The organism is Pseudooctadecabacter jejudonensis (assembly GCF_900172275.1).
GTDB classification, from domain to species: Bacteria; Pseudomonadota; Alphaproteobacteria; order Rhodobacterales; family Rhodobacteraceae; genus Octadecabacter; species Octadecabacter jejudonensis.
Window position 1 is genome coordinate 752,613 of sequence record NZ_FWFT01000001.1, and the last position, 22,625, is coordinate 775,237.

General features: G+C 60.2%; 19 protein-coding genes and 1 tRNA gene. 8 read left to right on the plus strand and 12 right to left on the minus strand.

From position 1 onward, the window contains the following. Positions 1-6: 6 nt before the first annotated feature. The 9 genes from mraY to PSJ8397_RS03590 all read right to left on the minus strand — a co-directional run bounded on the left by mraY (position 7) and on the right by PSJ8397_RS03590 (position 9,981). Complete coding sequence (gene mraY, locus PSJ8397_RS03550; protein WP_085863160.1) at positions 7-1,089, minus strand: phospho-N-acetylmuramoyl-pentapeptide-transferase; 1,083 nt, start codon at positions 1,087-1,089, stop codon at positions 7-9. Positions 1,090-1,146: 57 nt separating this feature from the next. After that, complete coding sequence (locus PSJ8397_RS03555; RefSeq protein WP_085863161.1) at positions 1,147-2,577, minus strand: UDP-N-acetylmuramoyl-tripeptide--D-alanyl-D-alanine ligase; 1,431 nt, start codon at positions 2,575-2,577, stop codon at positions 1,147-1,149. Beyond that, positions 2,574-4,067 (minus strand): UDP-N-acetylmuramoyl-L-alanyl-D-glutamate--2,6-diaminopimelate ligase, encoded by a 1,494-nt coding sequence (locus PSJ8397_RS03560; protein WP_085863479.1) that lies wholly within the window; start codon positions 4,065-4,067, stop codon positions 2,574-2,576. Before PSJ8397_RS03560 ends, PSJ8397_RS03555 begins: the two co-directional genes overlap by 4 nt. A gap of 39 nt (positions 4,068-4,106) precedes the next feature. Then, positions 4,107-5,900 carry a peptidoglycan D,D-transpeptidase FtsI family protein gene (locus tag PSJ8397_RS03565; protein WP_085863162.1) on the minus strand — a complete coding sequence of 598 codons (1,794 nt, stop codon included), beginning with the start codon at positions 5,898-5,900 and terminating at the stop codon, positions 4,107-4,109. Beyond that, positions 5,897-6,250, minus strand: coding sequence for a cell division protein FtsL (ftsL, locus tag PSJ8397_RS03570; protein ID WP_085863163.1), 354 nt, complete (start codon positions 6,248-6,250; stop codon positions 5,897-5,899). Before ftsL ends, PSJ8397_RS03565 begins: the two co-directional genes overlap by 4 nt. Then, the gene (gene rsmH / locus PSJ8397_RS03575; RefSeq protein WP_085863164.1) at positions 6,250-7,230 is read right to left on the minus strand and encodes a 16S rRNA (cytosine(1402)-N(4))-methyltransferase RsmH; all 981 of its coding nucleotides are present in this window, start codon (positions 7,228-7,230) and stop codon (positions 6,250-6,252) included. The genes ftsL and rsmH overlap by 1 nt, the downstream gene beginning before the upstream one ends. A gap of 3 nt (positions 7,231-7,233) precedes the next feature. Then, positions 7,234-7,749: a division/cell wall cluster transcriptional repressor MraZ gene (locus PSJ8397_RS03580; protein WP_268794657.1), complete on the minus strand. Its 516-nt coding sequence runs from the start codon at positions 7,747-7,749 to the stop codon at positions 7,234-7,236. 640 nt (positions 7,750-8,389) lie between these two features. Next, complete coding sequence (locus PSJ8397_RS03585; protein WP_306372133.1) at positions 8,390-8,884, minus strand: GNAT family N-acetyltransferase; 495 nt, start codon at positions 8,882-8,884, stop codon at positions 8,390-8,392. Beyond that, on the minus strand, positions 8,881-9,981 hold the full coding sequence (locus tag PSJ8397_RS03590) for an Mrp/NBP35 family ATP-binding protein (protein ID WP_085863166.1): 1,101 nt from the start codon (positions 9,979-9,981) through the stop codon (positions 8,881-8,883). Before PSJ8397_RS03590 ends, PSJ8397_RS03585 begins: the two co-directional genes overlap by 4 nt. Positions 9,982-10,282: 301 nt before the next feature. Between PSJ8397_RS03590 and PSJ8397_RS03595 the strand changes: the two genes are divergently transcribed. The 3 genes from PSJ8397_RS03595 to PSJ8397_RS03605 all read left to right on the plus strand — a co-directional run bounded on the left by PSJ8397_RS03595 (position 10,283) and on the right by PSJ8397_RS03605 (position 12,742). Beyond that, the gene (locus tag PSJ8397_RS03595; protein ID WP_085863167.1) at positions 10,283-10,495 is read left to right on the plus strand and encodes a DUF1127 domain-containing protein; all 213 of its coding nucleotides are present in this window, start codon (positions 10,283-10,285) and stop codon (positions 10,493-10,495) included. A gap of 265 nt (positions 10,496-10,760) precedes the next feature. Next, positions 10,761-11,993, plus strand: a complete 1,233-nt coding sequence (locus PSJ8397_RS03600) for an MFS transporter (RefSeq protein WP_085863168.1) — start codon at positions 10,761-10,763, stop codon at positions 11,991-11,993. Positions 11,994-12,133: 140 nt separating this feature from the next. Further along, on the plus strand, positions 12,134-12,742 hold the full coding sequence (locus PSJ8397_RS03605; protein ID WP_085863481.1) for a LysE family translocator: 609 nt from the start codon (positions 12,134-12,136) through the stop codon (positions 12,740-12,742). A 68-nt stretch (positions 12,743-12,810) separates the two neighbouring features. Here the strand turns inward: PSJ8397_RS03605 and PSJ8397_RS03610 are convergent, their stop codons facing one another. Both PSJ8397_RS03610 and PSJ8397_RS03615 read right to left on the minus strand, forming a co-directional pair. After that, positions 12,811-15,192: an ATP-dependent helicase gene (locus tag PSJ8397_RS03610; protein WP_085863169.1), complete on the minus strand. Its 2,382-nt coding sequence runs from the start codon at positions 15,190-15,192 to the stop codon at positions 12,811-12,813. Positions 15,193-15,331: 139 nt separating this feature from the next. Continuing rightward, on the minus strand, positions 15,332-16,081 hold the full coding sequence (locus PSJ8397_RS03615) for an SDR family oxidoreductase (RefSeq protein ID WP_085863170.1): 750 nt from the start codon (positions 16,079-16,081) through the stop codon (positions 15,332-15,334). Positions 16,082-16,278: 197 nt separating this feature from the next. On the opposite strand from PSJ8397_RS03615, the gene PSJ8397_RS03620 reads away from it, so the two are divergent. The 5 genes from PSJ8397_RS03620 (at position 16,279) to PSJ8397_RS03640 (ending at position 21,881) form a co-directional block, all read left to right on the plus strand. Further along, positions 16,279-19,722, plus strand: coding sequence for a pyruvate carboxylase (locus PSJ8397_RS03620; protein ID WP_085863171.1), 3,444 nt, complete (start codon positions 16,279-16,281; stop codon positions 19,720-19,722). A gap of 124 nt (positions 19,723-19,846) precedes the next feature. Beyond that, positions 19,847-20,227 (plus strand): VOC family protein, encoded by a 381-nt coding sequence (locus PSJ8397_RS03625; protein WP_085863172.1) that lies wholly within the window; start codon positions 19,847-19,849, stop codon positions 20,225-20,227. Positions 20,228-20,422: 195 nt separating this feature from the next. Further along, complete coding sequence (locus PSJ8397_RS03630; RefSeq protein ID WP_085863173.1) at positions 20,423-21,241, plus strand: DUF481 domain-containing protein; 819 nt, start codon at positions 20,423-20,425, stop codon at positions 21,239-21,241. 73 nt (positions 21,242-21,314) lie between these two features. Then, the gene (locus tag PSJ8397_RS03635; RefSeq protein ID WP_085863482.1) at positions 21,315-21,695 is read left to right on the plus strand and encodes an MAPEG family protein; all 381 of its coding nucleotides are present in this window, start codon (positions 21,315-21,317) and stop codon (positions 21,693-21,695) included. A gap of 111 nt (positions 21,696-21,806) precedes the next feature. Next, positions 21,807-21,881 (plus strand) — tRNA-Gly (locus PSJ8397_RS03640). A gap of 85 nt (positions 21,882-21,966) precedes the next feature. Here the strand turns inward: PSJ8397_RS03640 and PSJ8397_RS03645 are convergent. Then, positions 21,967-22,554: a GNAT family N-acetyltransferase gene (locus tag PSJ8397_RS03645; RefSeq protein ID WP_085863174.1), complete on the minus strand. Its 588-nt coding sequence runs from the start codon at positions 22,552-22,554 to the stop codon at positions 21,967-21,969. Positions 22,555-22,625 lie beyond the last annotated feature (71 nt).

Consider the following 22,625-nt stretch of genomic DNA (forward strand, 5'->3'; position numbering starts at 1 on the left):
CCTGCCCTACCTGACCTTGAGGGTCGCCAGACCGATCACCGCCAGAATGAGAGAGATGATCCAGAAACGAATGACAATCTGCGGCTCGGCCCAGCCCTTTTTCTCATAGTGGTGGTGGATGGGTGCCATCAGGAACACGCGTTTGCCCGTGCGTTTGTAATAAAGGACCTGAATGATCACGGACAGCGCCTCAACCACGAACACACCGCCCACGATCGCCAGCACGATTTCGTGTTTTGTGGCCACGGCGATGGCCCCCAAGGCCCCCCCGAGGGCGAGAGATCCGGTATCCCCCATGAACACCGCAGCAGGTGGGGCATTGTACCACAAGAACCCCAAACCGCCGCCAATCAGACCGGCGGCGAAAATCGCCAATTCGCCGGTGCCCGGCACGTAGTGCAAGCCCAATTCGGTTGTGAAATCGACGCGGCCCACAAAATAGGCGATCACGCCAAAGGTGCCCGCGGCGATCATCACGGGCATAATTGCAAGACCGTCGAGGCCATCAGTCATGTTCACGGCGTTGGCCGCACCCACGATGACGATCATCGCGAAAGGCACAAACAGGATGCCAAGGTTCAACAACGTGTCCTTGAACACGGGCAGCGCCAGCTGGTTCGACAGCTCCTCAGGGTGGTACTGCGCGGCCCAAAAGGCAGCGGCGGCGGCAATGGCAAAGCCGATGCCAAGACGGACCTTGCCGCTGACCCCGGCGGTGTTCTGCTTGGACACTTTGGCATAGTCGTCGGCAAACCCGATCAGCGCGAAGGCCATGGTCACAAACAGCACCATCCAGATGAACGGGTTGTCCAGCCGCGCCCACAGCAGTGTCGAGGTCAGCAAAGCGCCGACAATCAACAAACCGCCCATCGTCGGCGTGCCCGCTTTGGCCAGATGGCTTTCGGGGCCGTCATCGCGGATGGGCTGGCCTTTGCCCTGTTTCGCCCGCAACACGCGGATCAAGGTGGGCCCAAAGACAAAGCCGAAAATCAACGCCGTCAGAAAGGCCCCGCCCGCGCGGAATGTGATGTAGCGAAACAGGTTAAAGAAATCACCGCCGTCGCTGAGTGCGGTTAGCCAATACAACATCTGCCTGCGCCCTTTGTTTTGATCGCTATATCATGCGGCACCTTGGGGGGCGCCTGATTACCCGTCGGGATGCCCCAGTTTGCGGATCGCGTCAACGACAAGGCTGACTTTCGACCCCTTTGATCCTTTGACCAGCACCACATCGCCCGCATCGACAAGCCGCGTCGCCTGCCCTGCAAGGTCCGATGCGATGTCCGCGTAGGCCCCGCGTTTTTCCTCAGGCAGCGCATCATAAAGCGCACGCATGCGCGGCCCTGCACAATGCACCAGATGGATGTCGGTCATGTGCGGATTGTCCGCGATAGCGGCATGCATGGCCATCTCATCCGCGCCCAACTCCAACATATCGCCCAAGATCGCCACGCGGCGCCCCTTGACGACATGGCCCACGTTATCCACGGGCGTATAGGACGCCAAAACCTCCAACGCCGCGGTCATGGACGTGGGATTGGCGTTGAACGCATCATCAATAAGCGCCACCGTTTCTTCGCGCGCGGGGTCCGTGGTGACATGTTCCAGCGTGCCGCGCCCCGCAGGAGGCTGCCACAACCCCAAATCCAACGCGCCCTGCACCAGATCCCCGCCCAAAGCCCGCGTGGCGGCCAGAATGGCCAGCCCGTTGGCTGCAAAATGACGGCCAGCGGTGTTGAGTTTGAACATCAGCGGACCGATGTCGCGCAAGTCAGCCTCAACAATTGTGGTTCCGTCGGCCAGTTGCACGTTGCCCAGCCTGTATTGCGCGGCCTCATCCGCGCCGACGCGAAAGGCGATTTTGGCAGCCTCCCAGGCTGCGGCCTCGACCACCTCAAGGCAATCGGCGGGGATGTCGGAATTGTAGATGGCTGTGCCCGCGTCTTCTAGCCCCTTGAAAATGGATGCTTTTTCACGGGCAATTCCGGTCAGATCCTCGAACGCCTCCAGGTGTGCGGCGGCCACGGTGGTGACCAGCGCCACATGGGGCCGTGCCAGCCGCGACAAGGGTTCAATTTCACCTGGGTTGGACATGCCAATTTCTATGATGGCAAATTCCGTGTCCTGTGGCATCCGCGCCAGCGTCAGGGGGACGCCCCAGTGGTTGTTATAGCTGGCCTCAGCTGCGTGGGTGCGGCCCTGATGGGACAGCACCACACGGGCCATTTCCTTGGCGGATGTTTTCCCGACGGACCCCGTGATCGCCAGCACCTTGGCCTGCGTGCGCGCCCGTGCGGCGGCGCCCAACGACTCCAATCCCGACAGCACATCGTCCACGATCAAAAGCGGCGCATCCTCGGCCACGCCCTCGGGGCGATGGGTCACAAGGGCGGCAGCGGCCCCCTTGTCCAGCGCCATTTGCACAAAATCATGCCCGTCGCGCGCGGCCTTCAGGGCCACAAACAAATCGCCCGTCTCAATCGTGCGCGTGTCAATGCTGACGCCGGTGGCGGCCCAATCGGTGGTGGCCTGCCCGCCCGTGGCGGCGGCAGCCTCTGCTGAAGTCCAAAGTGTCAAATGAGGTCTCCATCAAGGGCGGAAACGGCCACGCTGGCCTGCTCCACATCGTCAAAAGGCAAAACATCGTCGCCGATGGTCTGTCCGGTCTCATGTCCTTTGCCCGCGATCAACAACGCATCGCCAGGCCCAAGCGCGTCTACCCCGCGCAAGATCGACTCAGCGCGGTCGCCGACCTCCGTAGCCTCCGGCGCGCCTTCCATCACAGCGGCGCGAATGGTGGCCGGATCCTCGGAACGGGGGTTGTCATCGGTCACAAAAACCACATCCGCATGCTCGGCCGCTGCAGCCCCCATAAGGGGCCGTTTGCCCGCATCACGGTCCCCGCCCGCGCCCACAATGGCGACCAGTTTGCCCATCACATGGGGCCGCATCGCCTGCAGGGCGGTCGCCACCGCATCGGGCGTGTGCGCGTAATCCACAAAGACCGATCCGCCATTTTTGCGTGTCGCCGCATGCTGCATCCTGCCGCGCACGGTGGTCAGATACGGCAGGGTGTCGAACACCTCCTCCGCATCCGAACCTGAGGCGATGCACAGCCCTGCGGCCAGCAACACATTGTCCGCCTGAAACCCGCCAATCAGGTTCAGACGCGCGGAAAAACGGCCCCGTTGCCAATCGAACAGGATCTGCTGGCCAGTCGCGTCAAACCGTTGCGCGTGCAAATGCAGCCGCGCATCGGGGTGGCGGCCCACGGTGATGACTTCGATCCCGCGCTCCTCGCACAGGGCCACAACCTCAGCCCCTTTGGGGTCGTCGATGTTGATCACAGCCGCGCCGTCTTCGGGCAGCAACCGTGTAAACAGACCCATTTTTGCGTCAAAATACGCCTCAAACGTCTTGTGATAATCCAGATGATCCTGCGTGAAATTGCTAAACCCCGCCGCCGACAGCATCACCCCGTCCAACCGGCGCTGGTCGAGCCCGTGGGACGAGGCCTCCATCGCCACATGGCTAACCCCTTCGGCGCGGGCCGCGGCCAGCGCACGGTGCAGCGTGATCGGCTCCGGCGTGGTGTGTTTCAGCGGATGGGTCCAGACCCCTTCCACGCCCGTCGTACCAAGATTGACCGCCGCCTGTTCCATCTCAACCCAGATCTGGCGCGCGAAGGTCGATACGGACGTTTTGCCGTTGGTGCCTGTCACGGCGATCACCGTATCAGGGTGTGCGCCAAACCACAGGGACGCCGTCTGCGCCAAGGCCCCACGCGGGTCTTCGGTCAAAATCAACGCCGCATCCGACGCCGCCAGTTCCTCTGCGGCGATCTCGGCCCCTTGGGCGTCGGTCAGCACCGCAGCAGCGCCCATGCGCAAGGCATACTGAATAAACGCGCCCCCATGCACCTGCGCGCCGGGCAAGGCGAAAAACAAGTGGCCGTCCTTCACCTCTCGGCTGTCGACGCTCAGGCCGGTGATGTCAGGATTTCGGCCAGCTTGCGCGGTCAAACCGAGCGCCAAAAGCGACATCTGTTGCGTGGTATTGTCCGTCATGCCCGGCCCCCGGCTTTGGCGGGGTCGCATACCGCCCCGTTAGTTTGAGGTCAGTGTTACACCCGTTGGCGTGGCGGTTTCAACGTCTGGTCGCATGCCAAGGAGAGGCGCCACACGGCGTGTCATTTCGGCGGCCACGGGCACAGCTGTCCAACCGGCGGTGCGGCGCTGTTCGCCCAAAGCCTCGACCGATGGTTCATCCAGCGTCACGATCAGCACATAGCGCGGGTCATCTGCGGGAAACACGGACGCAAAGGTCGCAATCGTGCGGTCGTCATAATAGCCGCCCGTGGGGCGCGGTTTGTCTGCAGTGCCGGTCTTGCCGCCCACCTCGTAGCCCTCAACGTCACCGAAAGATGCGGTGCCTTCGGTGACAACGGCGCGCAACATATCCCGCGACACGGCGCTGACCTGCTCGGACACAATGCGCGGCCCATTTTGCGGCCCGTCTTGGCGCAGCAACGTAGGCTCCACCCGCGTGCCGCCATTCAGCAGGCTGGAATAGGCAGCCGCCAGATGCACCGGGGATGAGCTAAGCCCGTGCCCGTAAGAGATTGTCATCGTTGAAATTTCCGACCAATTTGGCGGCAACAACGGATCACCTGTGGGCGCCTCGACCATCTCAACTTGCGTTTCTTCCAACAGGCCCAGCTGGCCCAGGAAATCCCGCTGACGTTCGCCGCCAATCATCATCGCAATCCGTGCGGTCCCGATGTTGGAGGATTTGACGATCACATCGGTCGCAGACAGCTGCGCGCCGTAATCGTGGAAATCACGGATGCGAAAGCGGCCCCATTGCAACGGCCCTTGCGTGTCGATCATCGTACCCGCGTTGATCAACCCCAGCTCAATTGCTTGCGCCACAGTGAAAATCTTGAACACCGACCCCAGCTCATACACCCCCTGCACGGCGCGGTTGAACAAGGGGCTGTCCGATTGATCGGTGGCGTTGTCGGCGGCGGTCAGAACGCGGGGCCGGTCGTTGGGATCAAAATCAGGCAAGGACACCATGCTGATAATCTCACCGGTGTGCACATCCATCAGAACCGATGACGCGCCTTTGGCCTGCATCAGCATCATCCCGCCGTGCAACACCCGCTCAGAGGCCGCCTGAACGGTCAGATCCAGCGACAATTCCAGCGGCGCGCCCCCCCGGGACGGATCGCGCAACGCGTCGTCAAAGAATTTCTCTACCCCGGCCACGCCGATGACTTCGGCGGAATTCACACCCTCACGGCCATAGGTCGCACCGCCCAAGATATGCGCGGCCACGGACCCATTGGGATACAGCCGCATCTCACGCGGGCCGAACAGCAAACCGGGGTCGCCAATGTCGTGGACCGCTTGCATCTGTTCTGGCGAAATCTCACGCCGGACCCACAGGAACCGCCGCGATCCGGTGAAATCCTCAAGCAGTTCATCCTCTTCCAGCTCAGGGAAAATCGCCGCCAGTTCGCGTGCAGCCTTCGCCGGGTCAATCATGTCGGGGATCTGCGCATACAGGCTGTGCGTGTCCAGATTGGTCGCCAGAACGCGTCCGTTTCTGTCCACGATATCAGCACGTTGCCCGATAATCGGGGATCCTGAGGCCTGCGCCGTCGGCTCCTCCGGCACGGAGCCTGCCAACATGCCCATCCGCGCACCAATCACCAAAAACGCACAAAAGAACGCAACCCCCATGACCAACAAACGGCTTTCGGCCTGCAGACGGGACCGATCGCGGTCGTCCTCATGGCGCAAACGTTTGTTTTCGGCCTCAATCGCGTCAGGGTTTTGCCCCTGTTCGCGTGCCTTGAGAATACGGGCCAGTGGGCGAAGGGGGGTGCGGATCATTGGCTGACCTCTGGTGCATTGTCGGACGAAACCTCGACCGAATTGGTCAAATCAAAAACGATGCCGCCCGGATAGGCGATCTGGTCAATCCGGCCGAACCCATCGGGCATCAGCGGCAACAGGCCCAGACGGTCAAAATTCAACTCTGCCAGATCGCGCAGGCGGTCAGGACGGTTCAGATAGGCCCATTCCGCATTCAAAACGTTCAACCGCTGATGCGACACCCCAATCTGGCGGTGCAGATCACGGACCTCACGCAGGGACGCCTGCGTCTCATAATTCTCATGATAGGCCCAATAGGCCAGACACATCACCATCACACCGGACAAAATGTATAGAAGTGAACGCATTACCTTGTGTCCTTCAACTGCGGCATGCCAAGCTTTCTGCGGTCTGCCGTGCCTGCCGGCGCCTCCGTGCGCCGCGCCACGCGCAGCTTGGCGGACCGCGCGCGGGTGTTGGCGGCAAGTTCATCCGCGTCTGGGCCGATGGCCTTTTTGGTCACAATCTCAAACGCGGGTGTCTCGGTGTCCAACGCGGGCGCGTAGCGGTTGGCGTTGCCCGTGGCCCCGGCGCGCTGCTGGAAGAACCGTTTGACCATCCGGTCTTCCACCGAATGGAACGTCACGACCGCCAGATAACCACCGGGGGCCAGCACACGTTCGGCGGCCTCCAGCCCCTCAACCAGCTGGCCGTATTCGTCATTCACCGCAATCCGGATCGCCTGAAAACTGCGGGTTGCAGGGTGCGACTGGCCGGGTTTGGGCCGTGGCAGACACCCTTCGATCAGCTTTGCAAGCTGGAGGGTTGTCTCGATGGGGGCGCTTTCACGCTGCGCAACAATTTTACGGGCGATGCGCCTGCTGGCGCGCTCTTCCCCATACGTAAATAGAATGTCAGCAATATCGGCTTCGCCCGCGTGATTGATAATGTCAGCTGCACTTTGCCCCTCCTGTCCCATCCGCATATCCAGCGGCCCGTCTTTCATAAAGCTGAACCCCCGTTCAGCCTGATCGATCTGCATCGACGACACCCCAAGATCGAGGACAACGCCCTGCGCGCCCTCGCCCCCAACCGCGTCGAGGTTTGAAAATGTGTCTTGAATCAACATGATAGACGGATCATCGGCCACCCATGTTGCCGCCTTGATCACATCGGGGTCGCGGTCGATCCCGATGACCTGATCCGCCCCCGCCTTGATCAATTCGCGCGTATAGCCGCCCGCCCCGAACGTCCCATCAATCCATGTGCCCCCAATGGGCGAACAGGCCGCAACAAGCGGCCCGATCAGAACGGGAATATGGGGGGATGTGGCGGCAGCGGTCCCCATGGATCAGGCCTGATCCGGTGGGGTGGCTTGATCAAGGTAAAGAAGCGGATCGATGTCATCGTCATCGTCGTCCTCTTCGGCCTCGAACCTCTCATAGGTGCCTGCGTCCCACAGCTCAAAATAATCGCCCATGGCGGTCATTGTTGCCAGCCCCGTGAGGCCGATCTGTTCGCGCAACCGTTGGGGCAACACGATGCGACCGTCTTTGTCGATCTCCGTTTCCCATGATTTGCCAAGGATCTTGCGCGATGCCTTTTTGCGCTGCACCGACCCGCGCGGCAGCCGTTTGATGCCCTCTTCAATCTCGGTCATCGCTTCGATGGTGTAGACATGCAGGCAGCCGTCCAGATGGGCGCCGTGCAACACAACCAAACGGGGGGATGGGTTTTCAGGGCAGCGCGGGTCACCGTCGGCTAGCACAGCGCGAAAGTCAGCCGGGATCGACATGCGCCCCTTGCCGTCCACCTTCTGGTGAAATTCGCCTCTGAAACTCAGACCCACTGTCCCGCGGCTCCTCATCTGTCCCCCGATTAAAATCGCTCCGTTTAAACGGAAAACGGCGGATCAGACTGCTGCCACTGCCTGATCCGCCGACTTCTTCCCGTTGCCGGGAGTGTCCAGCTGCGCGCGCCACCTGGGGGGATGTCTGCTCGCTCGCGCGCCGGATCTCTTCGTTCAAGAAGTTGGGTGCCTGTATGAAACCTGACCTTGGGTTGGTCGGTGGGGTCGTTTGGTGCCCCGTGTTGTCTGCCCGTCTTCTTGCAATCATGTATGCACGGGAATTCGTGGTACGCCAAGGATTTTTTGGCACTTCATGGAACTACATGGTGTTTTAGGGGCCTGCTCAAAACAACATATAGACCAAAAAGGGGGCAATTCGGGACACATTCAGTGCCAATGGGGAAATGAGTCACTAGATATTGTGACCTCTCGACCATCAAAAAAAGTTCCAGATTTTCCCAGAAAATTTCAGATTGTAGTGCCGAGAGGCCGATTTCCGGCCCCAATATGGGGAGATATACGCCGAAATCTGGCCGATTTCCACCGACTCACGGGTGATTCACTGCAATTTGATTCGACCACACCATAAGTGTGCCATGGTTTCCCAAAGCGACCGGAAAATCCCATTCAGACCCTGATGGGCCCCAGCCCTTTGACGTTATGAGAGGTGTTTGTGCATGATATAGGCGTCAACCCGCCCCAAATCGGGGTGGCGGAACACCTGGGGCAGCGTGCCAATGGTCGCAAAGCCCAGCCTGCGCCACAGCGCGACCGCCCGCGTGTTGGACGCCAGCACCAGATTGAATTGCATGGCGTCAAAGCCCAGATCGCGGGCGGCCGTTAGGGAATGGGTGCACATGGCTGTCGCCACCCCCTGCCCTGCCGCCGCAGCCGCGGTGATATAGCCGCAATTGCAGATGTGGTCTGCATGGCCAGAAAAGTTGGCCTTTATATAGTAGGTGCCCAACAGGCCATTTGGCCCATCGGCCACAAAGCACGCCGCTGGCCCGTCAAACCACAGCGCGCGGGCGGCGTCTTCGGTGATATCTGTGGCCACCGCATAGGTGTCGCCTGCACGAAACACCGGTTCGATCATCGCCCAGATCGCAGGCCAATCGGACGGCGCGGCCGGGCGGATGGTGATCCTGCTCACCCCATGCCGCCGTCGATAAGGCGCTTGGCAAGTGTGGCATAGGCCTCGGCCATGGGGCTGTCGCCTGCCGCGATGGGCGTGCCGGCATCCCCCGCCAGCCGGGTGTCCAGATCAATGGGAAGTTGCCCCAAGAACGGAACACCGATCGCCTCAGCCTCAGCGGCGACGCCGCCGTGCCCGAAGATGTGTTCCTCATGCCCGCATTTGGGGCACACATAGGTCGACATATTTTCAATCAGCCCCAGAATTGGCGTTTTCAGGGTGCCGAACATGTCCAGCGCCTTGCGCGCATCCAACAAGGCCACGTCCTGCGGCGTGCTGACCACAATCGATCCCGTCAAATGGGTTTTCTGGCAAAGTGTCAGCTGCACATCACCAGTGCCGGGCGGCAGATCGACCAACAGCACGTCAAGCTCCCCCCATTCCACCTGCGTCAACATCTGCTGCAACGCGCCCATCAACATCGGCCCGCGCCAAACAACGGCCTTGGCCGGATCCACCATCAGACCAATGGACATCATCGTCACGCCGTGGGCCTGCAATGGAATAATCGTCTTTCCGTCAGGCGACCCGGGCCGCGTGTTCACACCCATCATGCGCGGCTGGCTCGGCCCGTAGATATCGGCATCCAGCAAACCAACGCGCCGTCCCTGCCGCGCCAAGGCCACGGCGAGGTTTGACGACACGGTGGATTTGCCAACGCCGCCCTTGCCGGACCCAATCGCAATGATCCTGTCCACTCCCGGCACGCCCTCTGGCCCCGCCTGCGGCGTGGGATGACGACCGATCGTCAGATTTGGCGGTGTTTTGTCGGCGGGCGCGGCAGGCTGCTTGGCCGCCCCGCCTTGGGGCGCGTGGGCCGTCAGCACCACGGACACGGACGCCACACCATCCATCTTTTGCACGATCATCTCAGCCGCTTGGCGAATAGGCTCCATCCGGCTGGCTGTGGCGGCATCGGGCGCTTCGATCACGAATCTGATCTGATCCCCATTCACCGACAAGGCGCGGATCATATCCCGCGAGACCAAATCCCCACCATCGGGCAGCCCAATGGTGCCCAAAGCCGCCAAAATTGTCTCTTTTGTCTGTGTCATATCCCTGTGCCCCGCCGCCGGTGATCTTCCGTCTTTTCGCCTATGGTGTTCATAAACCGCCCAGAAAGCAGACAACAGGCCTCATTGCATGCCAATCAAGTAATCTTCCCTAGGGTCAAGCCAACCCAAGGGACAAAACTCTGGGTTTTCAAGTCATTAACCATGCACTTTCTGCATAGCAGCATTGCCAGACCCGGTATTGTGCATCCGCAGCAAAGCCTTAAATCTTGTCTCGAAGGCGCAATACGGCGCCGCAACCCGAGACCCCAGAATTGGGTCGCAACATGAAAGAGCCCTAGTAATGGCATATGTAACTGACACACGTACCGGTGGTTTTTCCATCTTCGCCCGTATCGCCGAATGGCGCGACACTGCCGCCAAATCCCGTGCGCAGCGCGAAAAGTACCTTGAGACGAAAAAAGAATTGAACCGTTTGTCCCGTCGTGAGTTGGCAGACATCGGTATCACGGTCGGCGACATTGAGCGCATCGCGCTTGAGGCAGCCAAAGGCTGATCCGACCAGCAAGATCGGGGCGTCTCCTCCTCCCTTTGACGTCCCGTGATCGCGCCCCAGCCCTCTCCTCCTCCCTGGGTGACGGGCGCATTGATCAAGACGCGGCGGTGTCTCTCCTCCTCCCTGACACCGCCGCACTTGATCACAGAATACCAAGTCCCCGACCTCCCACGGGGCACAACGTTGAACGGCGAAACCCACCTCCTCCCTTGGGTTTCGCCGTTTTTCGTTTGTGGTGCCGCCTCGATCAGGTCAGGCTGATGCCATGGCCCTTTTGCGCACCAACCGATCCTACCGTCTGCTTTTTTCCGCTTCAGCCGTGTCCAATCTGGGCGATGGCATTTCGGCGCTGGCCTTTCCGTGGCTTGCGACGCTGATCACCCGTGATCCGGTTTTGGTGGCCCTTGTGGCGTTTGCCCAACGTCTGCCGTGGCTGTTGTTTTCGATCCCGGTGGGTGTGGTGACGGACCGATATGACCGTCGCACGCTGATTTGGCGCGCTGATGTGGTGCGCATGGTTTTGAACGTCGGCGTGGTGGGGCTGGTTCTCGGCCTGCCTGATCTGCCGCTGCGGGGCGACCCGATCTGGGCGATTGCGGTGTTGTCGTGTTTTGCCTTCGCATTGGGCACCGCTGAGGTCGTGCGCGACAATGCTGCTCAAACTGTTCTGCCCGCCCTTGTGGCCAAGGCGGATCTGGAACGGGCCAATGGCCAGATGTGGACGATTGAGGAAATCATGGGATCGTTCATCGGGCCCCCATTGGCCGGCGTGCTGATTGCGATGGCCGTGCCGGTGCCCTTCGGCGTCGATGCCCTGGCCTTTGGGCTTTCGGCTGTCTGTGTCTGGATGATCGCCTTGCCCACACGCGCCGCCCCACCTCGGCGTAAAATCACGCAAGAGCTGCGTGAGGGATGGGCCTGGATGCGCAATCACCCGACCATTTTGCGCATCGCAATCATGTTGGGCCTGATCAACGGGCTGGGTCTGATGGTGATGACGATCCTTGTGCTCTTCTCCCAGGATGTGCTGGGCCTGGATGCGGTTGGACATGGTTTTTTGTTAACATGCGGGGCTGTGGGCGCCGTCATCGGGGGGATGATCGGCCCCGCTTGGGTGGCGCGCTTTGGCGGGCAGGTCAGTATCCCGGCGGCCCTGGTTTTGATCACCGCATCTTACGTGGGGATGGCGCTGACATCACAGGCGTGGGTGACGGCGGTCAGCCTTGCGTTGGGCACGATGGGCGGCGTGCTGTGGAATGTCGTAACCGTCTCCTACCGTCAACGGCGCATCCCGGACGCCCTATTGGGCCGCGTGAATGCGATCTACCGTTTCTTTGGCTGGGGGGCGATGCCCATCGGGGCGCTGCTGGGCGGGTGGATCGCTGCAGCGGCGGAGCCTGATCTGGGCCGTGAGGCCGCCCTACGCCTGCCCATCATCCTCTGCGCCATCGGTCACGGCCTGCTGCTGATCTACGCCCGCGCGCGATTGCGCCTTTAGGCGCGTGTAATCGGTCGCGCCTAAAGCACGTGCAGTCTGCGCGCGCTTATATCGTCAATCTCTGTCATGGGTTGCGCGCTTATTTTGTACGTCGCGATGTTCACAATTTCATTGTCACCTCATTGCTGTATCTTTGCGGCATGTCCTACGAAATCTTCATCGCTTTATCCGCATTCGCCTTTGTCAGCTCCATCACGCCAGGACCGAACAACACGATGTTGATGGCCTCCGGCGCCAACTTTGGCGTGTGGCGGACGTTGCCGCATATGCTGGGGGTCGGGATCGGCTTTTCGGTTATGATTATTATGGTCGGCATGGGCCTGATGCAGGTGTTTGAGGCCTACCCCGTGACAGATCGCATCCTCAAAATCGTCTCAGTGGTCTATCTTTTGTGGCTGGCCTTTAAAATTGCGACCGCAGCCCCCAGATTGCCCGATGCCCCCGAAACCGGCGGCACACCCTTGTCTTTCTTTCAGGCGGGCGCGTTTCAATGGGTCAATCCAAAGGCTTGGACAATGGCCGTCTACGCCATCACGAACTATGCGACAGTTGACGGGGCCCGATCATTTGTCGCCGTGGGCATGGTGGCCCTGGCGTTTGGCATCGTAAACATCCCCTGCGTCGCGTCCTGGACCATTCTGGGCCAGCAAATGCGCCGGTTCCTTACGTCGCCCGGACGGCTGCGGACATTCAACTGGGTCATGGCCCTTTTGCTGGTTGCGACCCTCTACCCGATCTTATGGCCGTAACGGTCGCCCACAGATCTAAAATTCCGGAATTTTAGATCCCCACCAAATCTCGCGAATTGCGATCAGGCCTAGAACGGCACATCATCCGCTTGGGCGGACCCCACGACAAACTTGGCAACGACCTTCTTTTCGCCCGCTTTGTCGAACTCGATCACCAGCTTATCGCCTTCAATCTCCATGACCTCGCCATAGCCAAACTTCTGGTGAAACACGCGGTCGCCCACGGTGTGCGATGACGACGCCGTCATATCGATCACCATGTTGCGGCTTTCTTGCGGTTGCGCCACGGGGCGCTGTTGGCTGCGTGATTGCAACCGCCGCCATCCGGGCGAATTGTAGACATCCGCGCTCGCCGCCTTGTCATGCAGATGGGATCCCATGCCAACGGACGCCGGGTTCGCCGCCGCCGACATGCCACCGCCATAAAGACCACTCGCGGTCAGCACCTCTACATGGTCCTCGGGCAACTCATCAATGAACCGGCTCGCCATCTGGCTTTGCCATTGCCCATAAACCAACCGGTTCGCCGCAAAACTGATGCAACAATGCTGTTCGGCCCGCGTGATGCCCACATAGGCCAGCCGGCGCTCTTCTTCGAGGCCCTTAAGCCCGCTTTCATCCATGGACCGCTGCGACGGAAACAACCCATCCTCCCATCCTGGCAAGAATACGGCGGGAAATTCCAAACCCTTAGCCGCATGCAGGGTCATGATGGTGACCTTGTCATCCTGTTCATCCTGCGCGTTGTCCATGATCAGACTGACGTGTTCGAGGAACCCTTGAAGGTTCTCGAAGTTCTCCAACGCCTTGACCAGTTCCTTGAGGTTTTCCAACCGCCCCGGCGCCTCAGGCGTTTTGTCGTTCTGCCAAAAGGTGGTGTAGCCGCTTTCATCAAGGATCATCTCGGCCACTTCGACATGGGTGTCCGCCTCTGCCCGCAGTTGCGCAAACCACCGGTCCAGCCCCTGCACCAACTCGCGCAGCGCCGCGCCCCCTTTGCCCTTGATCAGCCCGCCTTCGACACACAGCCGCGCCCCCTCAACAAGGTTGACGCCATTGGTGCGTGCCGTCGTCTGGATGGTCTGCACCGCCTTGTCGCCAAGGCCCCGCTTGGGCGTGTTGACGATCCTTTCAAAGGCCAAATCGTCGTCCTGGCTCACCGCAAGGCGGAAATAGGCCATGGCATCGCGGATCTCCATCCGCTCATAAAACCGCGGACCGCCGATCACGCGATACGGCAGCCCGATCGTCAAAAACCGGTCTTCAAAGGCGCGCATCTGATGGGACGCCCGCACAAGAATTGCCATGTCGTTCAACGCCATGGGGTCAATGCCGCGCGTGCCCCGCTGCATCGCCTCGATCTCTTCGCCGATCCACCGGGCCTCGGTCTCGCCGTCCCAATGGCCGATCAGGCGAACCTGTTCCCCGTCGTCCCCATCCGTGAACAACGTCTTGCCCAAACGGCCCTTGTTGGCCGCAATAACGCCCGCCGCGGCCCCCAGAATGTGCCCGGTTGAACGATAATTCTGTTCCAGCCGGACCACAGTCGCGCCCGGAAAGTCCTTTTCAAACCGCAGGATGTTGCCCACTTCGGCCCCACGCCATCCATAAATCGACTGATCATCATCCCCCACGCAACAAATGTTCTTGTGCCCCTGCGCCAACAGCCGCAGCCACATATACTGGGCGACGTTCGTGTCCTGATATTCGTCAACAAGGATGTATTTGAACCGCTCTTGATACTCCTTCAGCACGCCATCATGGGTCTGGAAAATCGTCACCATGTGCAGCAACAAATCGCCAAAATCACAGGCGTTAAGATCTTTCAGCCGTTGTTGATAGGCCGCATAAAGCTCAATCCCCTTCCCATCAAACGCGCTGCTTTCAGCCACAGGCACCTGAGACGGCACCCAGGCCTTGTTCTTCCAGCCATCAATAATTCCGGACAGCATCCGCGCAGGCCACCGTTTGTCGTCAATCTCAGCCGCAGCAACCTGCTGTTTCAGCAACCGCAGTTGATCGTCCGTATCCAGAATTGTGAAATTCGTTTTCAGACCGACCAGTTCCGCATGCCGCCTGAGCAGTTTCACACAAATCGCATGAAACGTCCCCAACCATGGCATACCCTCAATATGGCCCGTCAATGCGCCCACCCGCGTCTTCATTTCGCGGGCCGCCTTGTTGGTAAAGGTGACGGCCAAAATCTCGTTCGGTTGCGCTGACCGCGTGGCCAGCAAATGGGCGATGCGCGCGGTCAGCGCCTTGGTCTTGCCCGTGCCCGCCCCCGCCAGCATCAAAACCGGCCCGTTCAAGGCCTCAACAGCCTCCCGTTGGGCGGGGTTCAGCCCTTCCAGATAGGGCTGCGCAAACCCGCCCATGGCCCGTTGTGATAACGGCACACGGGGTGCGGCGGCGGCCTCAAAGGCATCATCGTCTGAAAAACTGCTCATGGGACATATCTAGCGCGCCCCGCCCGCCATGAAAACCCCATGTTCACAGTTCGTTCGCCCCTTCTTTGGGTCAAAAATACCTCAGGGGGGGGACGCGGTACGCGTCGGGGGGACAGCGTCCCCCCTCTGCCATCGCCGCCTAGCGCAATGTCATGCCGCCATCGACCATATATTCGCTTCCCGTGACGAAACTCGCCTCGCTGGACAGAAGAAAACATGCAACGGCGGCCACTTCCTCAGATGTGCCAAAGCGGCCAAGGGGCACGCGGTTGCCCACACCCTCGCGCAACGTGTCCGCCTCTTCTCCCTCTTCGCCCAGCGCATCAAAGAAATTGGTCTCAATCGGACCCGGCGCGATGGAATTCACGCGAATGTTGCGGCCCGCCATATCGCGCGCCCAGGACCGCGCCATCGCCGCACAACTGGCCTTGGTTGCGGCATAAATTGCCCCGTTCGGCCCGCCCATATAGGGGGCGACAGAGGCTGTCAGCAGCACCGCCGCGCTGTCATTCAACAGCGGCTTCAACTGCGCCATTTGCAAGGCAGGGCCGCGCACATTGACGTTCATCATTCCGTCAAACCCCTCTTGGGTCAGATCTTCGGTGGCAAAATTCTCACCGTAGCCTGCGTTCAGGAACGCGCCATCAATGCCGCCCATCTGGTCCTTGATCTTCTGTGCAAGCTCTTTGGCGGCCTGCGGGTCTGATGCATCATTGCGCAGCACCAAAGATCCAGACGGCAAGGTGCGTCCCGCCTCATCCAGATGATCTTGCGTGGTTCCTGTGACAGCGACCTCCCCGCCTTCATCAACGATCCGCTTGGCCGTGGCAAAACCAATGCCCGACGTGCCGCCTGTGATCAAAATACGTTTGCCTTCAAAACGGGACATAAGATGCTCCTTGGTGTGTGTTGCGTTGCCGGACCAACACCACCAAAGCCCCTCCCGTTCCGTCCGCGCCCGCCAAAATTCCGGAATTTTGGCCCGCCCCCGCACATGGGGACAACAGGCCTACCCAGTACTAGCAGTTTACAGTTGCGACATTTTCGACATAAATGCCGCAACTGCACAATCAGGGGGGCCGCATCATGGCTGACTTCACCAAAATCCTCATCGCAAATCGTGGCGAAATCGCCATCCGCATCATGCGGGCCGCCAACGAGATGGGGAAAAAGACAGTCGCCGTGTTCGCAGAGGAAGACAAACTCGGCCTGCACCGTTTCAAAGCGGATGAGGCCTACCGCATCGGCGAAGGCCTCGGCCCCGTCGCCGCCTACCTCAGCATTGATGAAATGATCCGCGTCGCCAAGGACTGCGGCGCTGACGCCATTCACCCAGGGTACGGGCTGCTGTCTGAAAACCCGGATTTCGTCGACGCCTGCGCGGCAAACGGCATCAAATTCATTGGGCCCAAGGCCGAAACCATGCGCGCCTTGGGCGACAAGGCCAGCGCGCGCAAGGTCGCCATCGCAGCCGGCGTGCCCGTCATTCCCGCCACCGAAGTGCTGGGCGATGACATGGCCGCCATCAAGAAAGAGGCCGCAGAGATCGGCTATCCCCTGATGCTCAAGGCGTCGTGGGGCGGTGGTGGTCGCGGCATGCGCCCCATCATGTCCGAGGACGAGCTTGAGGAAAAAGTCCTCGAAGGCCGCCGTGAGGCCGAGGCCGCCTTTGGCAACGGCGAAGGCTATCTGGAAAAGATGATCATGCGCGCCCGCCACGTTGAGGTGCAGATCTTGGGCGACAGCGACGGCCGCATCTATCATCTGTGGGAACGCGATTGCTCAGTCCAGCGCCGCAACCAAAAGGTCATCGAACGCGCCCCTGCGCCCTACCTCAGCGGCACCCAGCGCGAACAGCTTTGCAACTTGGGCAAAAAGATCTGCGAACACGTGAATTACGAATGCGCAGGCACCGTCGAATTCCTGATGGATATGGACAGCGGCGAATTCTACTTCATCGAAGTGAACCCGCGCGTGCAGGTCGAACACACTGTGACGGAAGAAGTCACCGGCATTGACATCGTGCAGGCCCAGATCAAGATTGCTGAGGGCAAATCCCTGATGGAGGCCACGGGCTGCGCATCACAATATGACGTCAAACTCGACGGCCACGCCTTGCAAACCCGCGTGACCACCGAAGACCCCTCCAACAACTTCATCCCTGACTACGGCCGCATCCAGACCTACCGCAGCGCCACCGGCATGGGCATCCGTCTGGACGGCGGCACCGCCTATTCGGGTGCTGTCATCACCCGCTATTACGACAGCCTTCTCAGCAAGGTGACCGCTTGGGCCCCCACGCCTGAAGCCGCGATTGCGCGAATGGACCGCGCCTTGCGCGAATTCCGTATTCGCGGTGTCAGCACCAACATCGCCTTTGTGGAAAACCTGCTGAAACACCCGACGTTTCTGAACTATGAATACCACACCAAGTTCATCGATGAGACGCCGGAGCTGTTTGATTTCAAAAAGCGCCGCGACCGTGCCACGAAAATCCTGACCTATATTGCGGACATCACCGTCAACGGGCACCCCGAAACCCAAGGCCGCGCAAAACCGGGGGCCGAGGCCATCGCCCCGCGTGCCCCCGCCCCGCGCGTGGAAGACCCAAAACCCGGCACCCGTCAGATCCTCGATCAATTCGGGCCGGAGGCCGTGGCAGACTGGATGCGCGACCAGACACAACTTCTGATCACTGACACGACCATGCGCGATGGGCACCAATCCTTGTTGGCCACCCGCATGCGCTCCATCGATATGATCCGCGTGGCGCCGACCTATGCGGCCAATATGGACAAACTGTTCTCCGTGGAATGTTGGGGCGGTGCGACGTTCGATGTGGCCTACCGGTTCTTGCAGGAATGCCCCTGGCAGCGCCTGCGCGATATCCGCGCGAAGATGCCGAACATCATGACGCAAATGCTGCTGCGCGCGTCCAACGGCGTGGGCTATACAAACTATCCCGACAATGTGGTGCAGGAATTTGTCCGTCAGGCCGCTGTGTCCGGCGTTGACGTCTTCCGCGTGTTTGACAGCCTCAACTGGGTGGAAAACATGCGCGTCGCCATGGATGCCGTGATCAAGGCCGAAAAGGTCTGCGAAGGTACGATCTGTTACACGGGCGACATCAACGACCCGGACCGATCCAAGTACAACGTCAAATACTACGTCGGCATGGCAAAAGAGCTTGAGGCCGCAGGCGCCCACGTTCTGGGCCTCAAAGACATGGCCGGCCTGCTAAAACCCGCCGCGGCCACGCAATTGGTCAAAGCGTTGAAAGAAGAAGTCGGCCTGCCCATCCACTTCCACACCCACGACACCTCAGGGGCTGCAATCGCCACTGTGCTGGCGGCGTCCAACGCCGGTGTCGATGTAGTCGATGCGGCCATGGATGCGCTCAGCGGCAACACCTCCCAGCCGACGTTGGGGTCAATTGTTGAGGCCCTCAAACACACCGACCGCGATACGGGCCTTGATGTGGGCGCGATCCGCGAAATCTCCAACTACTGGGAAACGGTACGGGCGCACTACGCAGCGTTTGAAAGCGGCCTGCAGGCGCCTGCGTCCGAGGTGTATTTGCACGAGATGCCAGGCGGCCAGTTCACCAACCTCAAGGCGCAAGCGCGGTCCCTGGGTCTGGAAGAACGCTGGCACGAGGTCGCCCAGACCTATGCCGACGTGAACCAGATGTTTGGCGATATCGTAAAGGTCACGCCGTCCTCCAAGGTGGTGGGTGACATGGCGCTGATGATGGTCAGCCAGAACCTGACACGGGCGGACGTGGAAGACCCCAAGACCGACGTCAGCTTCCCTGATTCAGTGGTCGACATGATGCGCGGCAATCTGGGCCAGCCTCCCGGTGGCTTCCCCAAAGGCATCGTCAAGAAGGTGCTGAAAGGCGAAAAGCCCAACACCGACCGCCCCGGCGCGTCCCTGCCGCCGGTTGATCTGGATGAGGTCCGCGCAGACCTCACCGCAAAGCTGGACGGCGTGGACTTCGACGATGAAGATCTGAACGGCTACCTGATGTACCCCAAGGTGTATCTGGATTACGCCCAGCGCCACGACACCTACGGCCCCGTGCGCACCCTGCCCACACGGACATTCTTTTACGGCATGGAACCGGGCGAAGAGATCACCGCCGAAATTGATCCCGGCAAGACCCTCGAAATCCGGATGCAGGCCGTGGCCGAAACCAACGAAGAAGGCGAAGTCAAAGTCTTCTTTGAACTCAACGGCCAACCCCGCACAATCCGCGTGCCCAACCGCATGGTCACAGCCAACACGGTCCAGCGCCCCAAGGCCGAAGCGGGCAACGACAACCACATCGGCGCGCCGATGCCGGGGGTCGTGGCCTCTGTGGCGGCCACCGTGGGAGCAAAGGTCAAGGAAGGCGATTTGTTGCTGACCATCGAAGCCATGAAAATGGAAACGGGCATCCACGCCGAACGCGACGCGACCGTCAAGGCTGTGCATGTCACGGCCGGTGGCCAAATCGACGCAAAGGATCTGCTGATCGAACTGGACTAACCAAAATTCCGGAATTTTGGTCGCGCCCTCTAAATTTCTAGAAATTTAGATCGTCGCGGCCGTCCCCTCTTGAGGGCCTGCAGGTGTCACTGCGGGCCCTTTTCACACCCAATCAGGTCCGCCGATGCAACGTCTGTCCACGCTCTCGATTCTGGTCCCCTCCTACGAAGACGGCCTTGCGTTTTTCGTAGACACTTTGGGGTTTGATCTGATCGAAGACACGGACCAGGGCCACAAACGGTGGATCAAGGTCGCGCCAAAGGGGGCGGAAACGGCGTTCCTTTTGGCCCGCGCGGACACCCCGGATCAAGTGGCAGCAATCGGCAATCAAGGCGGCGGGCGCGTCTGGCTGATCCTGGAGACCGACGATTTCGCGCGCGATCATGCACGCTACACAGCCAATGGCGTCATCTTCGAAGAGGCCCCGCGCCATGAACCCTACGGCACAGTCGCCGTATTCCGCGATCCATTCGGCAACCGCTGGGACCTAATCGAATTTGCCTGACTTCTATTCGTTCCATCACGTCCTGTGACACTTTGAAATCCGGCTGGAATGCGCCCAAACACAGCCCCGCGATCGGCGATAAACCGCGGGGGTGAAAGGACACCCGTTTTCCCCCTTATAGACCCAAGGATTATCCCTAATTGCTGTGCGCAAGGGCTGCACACGCAGACCAAACACCAACAATAAGGATAACCCATGACACTGAAAACCTTCCTGCTTACAGGCACCGCAACCGCCCTTTTGGCCACCTCCGCCGTCGCCCAAACGGCCCTGACCGCGTCAGGTGCAGAAGACCGCATCGACACATTGAACGAAAGCATCACAGACGATTTTGAACGTGATTTCGAACCCTTCGGCAACGAGGGCCGCGCTTTGGGCTTCACGGGGTCCATGGCCCTGCAGGCCAATGCCACCTCCGGCAACACCGAAACACGCAACTTGGGCATCGGGGCCAACTTCGGCTATTACGACGGCACCAACGGTTATGAGCTGCAGCTGTCTTATCAGTTCAGCGAAGACGAAGGCGACGTGTCCGAAGACAGCCTGCTGTATGAGCTCGAATACACCCGCGATTTCAGCAGCGCCTACTACGGCTTTGCCAAATTGCAGGGCACCGTGGACAGCTTCCCAAGTGACACCTCTGACAACTTTCTGGGCGCAGGTATCGGCTACCGCATCTACAACACCCGCGACATTCAGTGGGACGTGCAGGCCGGTGTTGGCTACCGTGTGGCGGATCTGAACGGCGTGGACGATCTCGACGAAGGCGCACTGGCTCTGTCGTCAAGCTATTACAACCAGATCAATGAATCGCTGGCCCTGACCATGGACACCGACGTCATCGGCTCCGAAAGCGGGACACGTATTTTCAACGACCTTGGCGTGAACGTCTCCATGACGGAAACCCTGGCGCTGCGCACATCGCTGATCACGGAATTTGACACCGATCCCGCACCAGGTGTCGAGGATACAGACAACGCGCTGGGCGTCTCCTTGGTCTACAACTTCAACTAAGCGGTCGCGCTTGGACGGATAAAACATGCGGGGGCGGCTTGCGTTTTGCAGCCGCCCCCGTCACGGTTTGGGCATGATCACACCTGTCTTTGCCGCCCTCCTCACCCTTATCTATCTTGCGCTGTCTGCGCGGGTCATCACCTACCGTCGGGGCAACCAGCTGGGGCTGGGCGATCATGGCGATGCCAGCCTTTTGAAACGGATGCGGGCCCATGCCAATTTCGCGGAATATGTGCCTCTTGGCCTTGTGATGATGCTGATGGTCGAATTGATGGGTGCCCCGGTTTGGTTGCTTGCCATCATCGGCGCGCTGTTGCTGGTGGGCCGTGCCTTTCACGCCTACGGTTTTTCAGCCTCCCCGCCCATCATGCGCTTGCGCGTGAATGGCATGTTGATGACGTTCGGGTCTTTGCTGGTCTCCGTCGGGGCAATTTTTGTGCTGTCCATCTTGTAGGAACGACGGGCCAATTCAGGGCCGCCGACGTCATGAAAAAAATCTCCACTGCCGTGCTTTTTCCTCTTGCGGGGGGCGGCCAGACTTTATAGATCGGCGTCACGAAATGATGCGGGCGTAGCTCAGGGGTAGAGCATAACCTTGCCAAGGTTAGGGTCGGGCGTTCGAATCGCCTCGCCCGCTCCATTTCGATTGAAGGGTCACCCACCCGGATGAGAAAAACCGCCCACCGGCATTGGCCGACGGGCGGTTTTTTCGTTGTTGGGCCAGCTTAGATGATCGGCAGTTGCGGCGCGCTGTCCATGGGAAGAACGCCCGCCTTGCGCGGGTCGTCCGCAACCTCAATCTGCCGTGCATAGGCCTGAAACCCCGACCGCACATAAAACGGCAAGGCCTGCGGGCTGTCCAAGGTGCAGGTGTGCACGTGAAACCGCGAAATCGGCTGTGCCCACGCCAGATCAAGGGCCTGTTCCATCAACCATCGCCCCGCGCCGGTGCCCACCATGGCGGATGTCAGGCCGAAATAGCCCAGCTCGCATTCGCCAGAGACGCGGAAATCAAGCTCCAACATCCCCTCATCGCGGCCATCCTTTTGAACCGAATAAATATGGACGTCGTCGCGGTGCAGGATTGCGGCCAGCTCGGCGTCATTCATGCCAAGGCGCGAAAACCACATCCAGTCCTGCCCGCCGACCCGCATGAACAGATCGCGGTACCAGTCCAGATCGGGTGCCGCGTGGGGGACCAGCGTCGCGTCCACCCGCCCCATGGGGCGCGGTGCGGGCCGTTCAAACATCTGCAAATGGGTGACAACAGCCGCGATTTGGCCCTCTGGCACCTCCCAAAACTCAGACTTCATGGTGTGGCCTTTCTCAATTTTGCCTCAAACTTTCCCCGACACTGCCCCGCGCCCCGCTGAATTCTGCCACG